Source organism: Bradyrhizobium sp. SHOUNA76 (assembly GCF_023006445.1).
In the GTDB taxonomy this organism is placed as follows: domain Bacteria; phylum Pseudomonadota; class Alphaproteobacteria; order Rhizobiales; family Xanthobacteraceae; genus Bradyrhizobium.
This window is the reverse complement of record NZ_JALBHA010000436.1, coordinates 1-5624: the sequence shown is the minus strand read 5'-3', so window position 1 is coordinate 5624 and position 5624 is coordinate 1. Positions and strand designations below refer to the sequence as shown.

Below are 5624 nucleotides of genomic sequence, written 5' to 3'. Positions count from 1 at the left end.
GCTATGGCCCGCTGCATCTCGGCACCGACATCGGCGGATCGGTGCGCCTGCCCGCAGGCTGGTGCGGCCTCGTCGGATTGAAGCCGAGTTTTGGCCGGGTGCCGATCGATCCCACTTATGTCGGCCGCGTCGCCGGCCCCATGACCCGTACGGTCGACGATTGCGCGCTGATGATGAGTGCGATCGCAAAGCCGGACCGGCGCGACGGCATGAGCCTGCCCGCCGAACCGCTCAACTGGAAGGGCCTGGAGAAATCTCCGCGCAAGCTGCGCGTCGGCCTGATGCTCGATCCCGGCTGCGGCTTGGCGCTGGAGAAGCCGGTGCGCGAGGTCGCGGTGAAGGCGGCCAAGGCGTTCGAATCCGCCGGCGCCGTCGTCACCGAGGTCGACGGCATCCTCACGCGCGAGATGCTCGATGGCCTCGACAACTTCTGGCGTGCGCGGATGTGGGACGATCTGGCCAAGCTGACGCCGGCCGAACAGGCCAAGGTGCTGCCCTATATCTTCAAATGGGGCGAGTCCGGCGCCAAGCTGTCGGGCGTCGACGTCATCCGCGGCTTCAACCAGACCATGGCGATCCGCGCGGCGGCGTCAAAGCTGTTCTGCGAGCTCGACTACGTAATCTCGCCGACCGCGCCAAACGTGAACTATGCGGCGGAATGGGCCTCGCCGACCAACGATCCGATCAAGCCGTTCGAGCACATCGCCTATACCGTGCCGTGGAATATGTCGGAGAACCCCGCCGTCTCGATCAACGGCGGCTTTGACTCCAAGGGGTTTCCCATCGGCGTGCAGATCGTCGGCCGCCGCTTCGACGATACAGGCGTGCTCGGCATGGCCAAGGCCTTTGAAGGTTTACGCGGGCCACAGCGGCCCTGGCCGAGCCCGCCGGCGAAGTAACATGCGTCATGGCCGGGCTTGTCCCGGCCATCCACGTTCCTCTACTGGCCGCCACGTGCCCAGTCCGCGCAAGACGGACGGTGGCGATCATGCATCTCGTCTCAGCGAGACCGAATTCAAGACAGGGAAGGAAACCACCATGGCGTATGAGACGATCAAATACGAGATCGCCGAGCAGATCCTCACCATCACGCTGAATCGACCCGACAAGCTCAACGCCTTCAACGCGCAGATGCAGGCCGAGCTGATCGACGCGTTCGACGCGGCCGACAAGGACGACAATGTCCGCGCCATCATCGTCACCGGCGCCGGCCGTGGTTTTTGCGCGGGCGCCGACCTCTCCTCCGGCGCCGACACGTTCGATCGCGACGCGCGCCGTGGTCCCGTGAAGCGGTTCGCCGACGGCAAGGTCGACTACGGCGATCCGCAGGTGCGCGATGGCGGCGGCCAGGTGACCCTGCGCATCTTCAAATGCCTCAAGCCCGTGATCGCCGCGGTGAACGGTCCCGCGGTCGGCATCGGCGTCACCATGCAGCTTGCGATGGACATCCGCATTGCGTCGGACGCGGCGCGGTTCGGCTTCGTCTTCTCCCAGCGCGGCATCGTGCCGGAGGCGGCGTCGAGCTGGTTCCTGCCGCGCATCGTCGGCATCTCGCAAGCGCTGGAATGGTGCTATTCGGGCCGCGTCTTCCCGGCGCAGGAGGCGCTTGCGGGGCGTCTCGTCAGCAAGGTCGTAGCCCCTGACGATCTGCTGCCAACCGCCCGCGCGCTCGCCAAGGAATTTGCCGCCAAGACCGCGCCGGTGTCCGTGGCGCTGATCCGCCAGATGATGTGGCGCATGATGGGCGCCGACGATCCCATGGAAGCCCACAAGGTCGACAGCCGCGGCATCTACGCCCGTGGCCGCTCCGACGACGTGAAGGAAGGCGTGGTGTCGTTCCTGGAGAAGCGTCCGGCGCAGTTCAAGAACAAGGTGTCCACCGATATGCCGGACTATTTCCCGTGGTGGACGGAGCGGGAGTACAAATGACGCTCTCGTAGGGTAGGCAAAGCGAAGCCTGCCCACGCAATTTTCGCGATCAAGAGACATGGTGGGCACGGCGCTTGCGCGCCTTTGCCCACCCTACGGCACCTTCACTCCATCACCAGCGCCACGCGCCCAATCGCCTTGCGGTCGATCAAGAGCCGCATCGCCTTTGCATAATCCGCCAGCGGCAGGCGGTGCGAGACGTTCGGGCGCAGCTTGCCCTCCTCCGCCCATTGCAGCAGCGCCTTCAGACGCACCTCGCCGAGCGCCGGATTCTTCCGCACCGCTTCACCCGCCCGCACGCCGAGAACGCTGGCGCCCTTGATCAGCAGGAGATTGGTTTTCGCCGAGCCGATGCCGCCGGTGAAGCCGATCACCAGCAGCCGCGCGCCCCAGGCGATGCAGCGCATCGAGTCCTCGAAGACCTGGCCGCCGACGGGATCGAACACGACGTCGGCGCCGCGACCATCGGTGATGCGCTTGACCGCATCGCGAAACGGCTCGCGGTCGTAGCGGACGAGGTGATCGGCGCCGCGGGCCTGGGCGATAGCGAGCTTCTCGTCGCTGGAAGCGGTCGCGATCACGGTCGCACCCAGCATCTTGCCGATCTCGACGGCAGCAAGGCCAACGCCGCCGCCGGCGCCATGCACCAGCAGCACCTCGCCGGGCGCAATTCGGCCGCGGTCGATCAGCGCGTGATAGGCGGTGCCGTGGCCGGCGAGATAGGTCGCAGCCTCGGCGTAGTCGAATGTCGACGGCTTGGGGGTGAGCTGCGACGGCGTGACGACGGCTTCCTCGGTGAATGCGCCGTGGCGCATCTTGACGATGACCTTGTCGCCGACGGCAACACCGCTCGCCTCCGCGCCCACCTCGGTCACGTCCCCAGCGGCTTCCATGCCCGGTGTGAACGGCAGTTCCGGCTTGAGCTGATATTCGCCGGCGGCCATCAGCACGTCGGGAAAGTTCAGCCCCGCGGCGCGGATCGCGACGCGCACCTCCCCCGGCTTCAGAGCGCGCGGCGGAAACTCCTCCAGCCGCAACGTTTCGGGCGAGCCGAGCGTGCGGCAGACGACGGCGCGCACCATCAGGCCGCGCTCGCCTTGCTGCGCTTGAGCGCCTCGCGGATCAGCGGCAGGCGATCGTTGCCGAAGTACATATCGGTCTTGCCAACGAAGATCGTCGGCGAGCCGAAGCCGCCGCGGGCGACGACCTCCTCGGTGTTGGCCTTGAGCTGATCCTTGATCCCCTGCTCCGCGATACCGGCGAAGAATTTCGGCGCGTCGATGCCGACCTGCTTGCAGATGTCGGCAAGCACCGCGTCCTGCGAGATGTCCTTGTCGGCGCTCCAATAGGCCTCGAACACGGCCGTCGCAAACGGCACCACGTCTTTACCCAACCAGATACAGCCGCGCATCACCTTCACGCTGTTCACCGGAAACACCGTCGGCGGCATCTTGATCGCAAGGCCTGCCGAGCGCGCCCAGTCCTGAAGGTCCTTCTTCATATAGCGCGCCTTCAGCGGCACTGGCGTCTCGCGCTGCGCGTAGACGCTCGGGTTGACCGTATTGAAGATGCCGCCGACCAGGATCGGTCGCCAGACGATCTCGGCGCCCAGTTCCCTGGCGAGCGGCTGGATGTTGTGGAAGGCGAGATAGGTCCAGGGGCTGGAGCAGTCGAAGAAGAATTCGATCATGGCGTTTCCTTTTACTTGTATCGGTAGGCTCTATGTTCCGTCATTGCGAGCGAAACGAAGCAATCCAGAATCTTTCCGCGGAGACAGTCTGGATTTCTTCGTCGCAAGGGCTCCTCGCAATGACGAGGTGAGAGCAGTGGCCGTTACTTCCTTCCCAACACTTCCTTCGCACGCTGCCCGAACATGATCTTGCGTGATTCCTCGTCGAACGGCTCTTTCACGAATTTTCCGATCGCAAGCCCCGCCTGCACCTGCGGCCTGGCGCGGACCTCGGCATACCAGCGCTTCACGTTCGGATAGTCGTCGAGCGTAAAGCCCTGCGCCTTGTGGGTCATGGTCCAGGGGAAGCAGGCGATGTCGGCGATGGAATAATCGCCGGCGACATAGGCACCGGTGTTCTCCAACTGCCGGTCGAGCACCCCATACAGCCGAGCCGCCTCGTCGCGGTAACGCTGGATCGCATAGGGAATCTTCTCCGCCGCATAGAGCGCGAAATGGCCGTGCTGGCCGAGCATCGGTCCGAGGCCGGCCATCTGCCACATCACCCACTGGATGGTGGTGGAGCGGCCGCGCAAGTCGGTCGGCAGCAGGCGGCCGGTCTTCTCCGCCAGATAAACCAGAATTGCGCCGGTCTCGAAGGCCGAGAACGGTTCGCCGCCGTCTGCGGGTGCGTGATCGACGATGGCGGGGATGCGATTGTTCGGGGAGATCGCCAGAAACTCGGGACCGAACTGCTCGCCGGTGCGGATGTTGATGGGCTTCACGGTGTAGGGAAGCCCGAGTTCCTCCAGCATGATCGAGATTTTCCAGCCGTTCGGCGTCGGCGCGTAATAGAGGTCGATCATGACCTTTCCCTTGGCCCTTCCTGTGGGCCTTCCCTGTCATCGCCGCTGGAATAGAGCGCGACTTTCGTTGTTCTGTACCTCGACGTTAGGACATGGCAGGAAGAGGCGCAACACAACCGGCCGGGAGGGCCGCCATGCTGTTTCCAACCACGATCGCCGGCTCCTTGCCAAAGCCGGAATGGCTCGCCGAGCCCAACATGCTCTGGGCGCCCTGGAAATCTCAAGGCGAGGAGCTTCTCCGCGCCAAGCGCGACGCGACGCTGATCTGGGTCAAGATCCAGGAGGACGCCGGCATCGACATCGTCACCGAGGGCGAGCAGGCCCGTCAGCATTTCGTCCACGGTTTCCTGGAGAAGATCGACGGCATCGATTTCGCCCACAAGGTCGAGATGGGCATCCGGAAAGATCGCTACAAGGCGATGGTCCCGCAGGTGGTCGCGCCGCTCCGGCTGAAGGAGCGCGTGCATGCCTTTGAGGCGCGCGCGGCGCGCACGCATACGAAGAAGAAGCTGAAGTTCACGCTGCCCGGTCCGATGACCATCATCGACACCATTGCCGACCGCTATTATGGCGACCGCGTGAAGATGGCGTTTGCCTTCGCCGAGCTGCTCAACGAGGAGGCCAAGGCATTGCAGGCCGACGGCATCGATCTGGTTCAGTTCGACGAGCCCGCCTTCAATGTCTACATGGACGAGGTCAACGATTGGGGCATCAAGGCGCTGGAGCGCGCGGCACAGGGCCTGACCTGCGCCACGGCCGTGCACATCTGCTACGGCTACGGCATCAAGGCCAACACCGACTGGAAGGAGACGCTCGGCAGCCAATGGCGGCAGTACGAGCAGATCTTTCCGGCGATCGACGCCAGCCCGATCCAGCAGGTCGCGATCGAATGTCGCAATTCGAAAGTGCCGCTCGACCTGCTCGCGCTCTTGAAGAACAAGATCGTGCAGGCCGGCGTGATCGACGTCGCCAGCGACATTGTGGAGACCGCCGAAGACGTCGTGCAGGTGATCGACGCGGTGTCGAAATTCGTGCCCAAGAGCAACATCATCGCCACCACCAATTGCGGCATGGCGCCGATGCGGCGCGAGATCGCCGAAGCCAAGCTGATGGCGCTCGGCGCCGGCGCCGCGCTGGCGCGCGAGAAGCTCGGGTGACGG

6 protein-coding genes are annotated in these 5624 nt (G+C 64.7%); 3 read left to right on the top strand and 3 right to left on the bottom strand.

Features of this window, described 5'->3' with window-relative positions; all coding sequences use genetic code 11:
* A partial coding sequence (locus tag MOV74_RS30050; RefSeq protein ID WP_246930351.1) for an amidase occupies positions 1 to 899 on the top strand: 899 nt, incomplete at its 5' end.
* 139 nt (positions 900 to 1038) lie between these two features.
* Positions 1039 to 1929, top strand: coding sequence for a crotonase/enoyl-CoA hydratase family protein (locus MOV74_RS30045; protein ID WP_246930349.1), 891 nt, complete (start codon positions 1039 to 1041; stop codon positions 1927 to 1929).
* 104 nt (positions 1930 to 2033) lie between these two features.
* On the opposite strand, the gene MOV74_RS30040 is transcribed toward MOV74_RS30045, so the two are convergent.
* From MOV74_RS30040 to MOV74_RS30030, 3 genes are all read right to left on the bottom strand, one after another.
* The gene (locus tag MOV74_RS30040) at positions 2034 to 3011 is read right to left on the bottom strand and encodes an NADPH:quinone oxidoreductase family protein (RefSeq protein ID WP_246930347.1); all 978 of its coding nucleotides are present in this window, start codon (positions 3009 to 3011) and stop codon (positions 2034 to 2036) included.
* The gene (locus tag MOV74_RS30035) at positions 3011 to 3619 is read right to left on the bottom strand and encodes a 2-hydroxychromene-2-carboxylate isomerase (RefSeq protein ID WP_246930345.1); all 609 of its coding nucleotides are present in this window, start codon (positions 3617 to 3619) and stop codon (positions 3011 to 3013) included. Before MOV74_RS30035 ends, MOV74_RS30040 begins: the two co-directional genes overlap by 1 nt.
* Positions 3620 to 3762: 143 nt before the next feature.
* On the bottom strand, positions 3763 to 4464 hold the full coding sequence (locus MOV74_RS30030) for a glutathione S-transferase N-terminal domain-containing protein (protein ID WP_246930342.1): 702 nt from the start codon (positions 4462 to 4464) through the stop codon (positions 3763 to 3765).
* A gap of 134 nt (positions 4465 to 4598) precedes the next feature.
* On the opposite strand from MOV74_RS30030, the gene MOV74_RS30025 reads away from it, so the two are divergent.
* The gene (locus tag MOV74_RS30025; protein WP_246930340.1) at positions 4599 to 5621 is read left to right on the top strand and encodes a methionine synthase; all 1023 of its coding nucleotides are present in this window, start codon (positions 4599 to 4601) and stop codon (positions 5619 to 5621) included.
* The last annotated feature ends 3 nt before the right edge of the window (positions 5622 to 5624 follow it).

What these genes read in the sequence shown, in the direction of transcription:
- MOV74_RS30045 (WP_246930349.1), top strand. Translation starts at nt 1,039, where the DNA reads ATGGCGTATGAGACGATCAAATACGAGATCGCCGAGCAGATCCTCACC.
- MOV74_RS30040 (WP_246930347.1), bottom strand. Translation starts at nt 3,011, where the DNA reads ATGGTGCGCGCCGTCGTCTGCCGCACGCTCGGCTCGCCCGAAACGTTG.
- MOV74_RS30035 (WP_246930345.1), bottom strand. Translation starts at nt 3,619, where the DNA reads ATGATCGAATTCTTCTTCGACTGCTCCAGCCCCTGGACCTATCTCGCC.
- MOV74_RS30030 (WP_246930342.1), bottom strand. Translation starts at nt 4,464, where the DNA reads ATGATCGACCTCTATTACGCGCCGACGCCGAACGGCTGGAAAATCTCG.
- MOV74_RS30025 (WP_246930340.1), top strand. Translation starts at nt 4,599, where the DNA reads ATGCTGTTTCCAACCACGATCGCCGGCTCCTTGCCAAAGCCGGAATGG.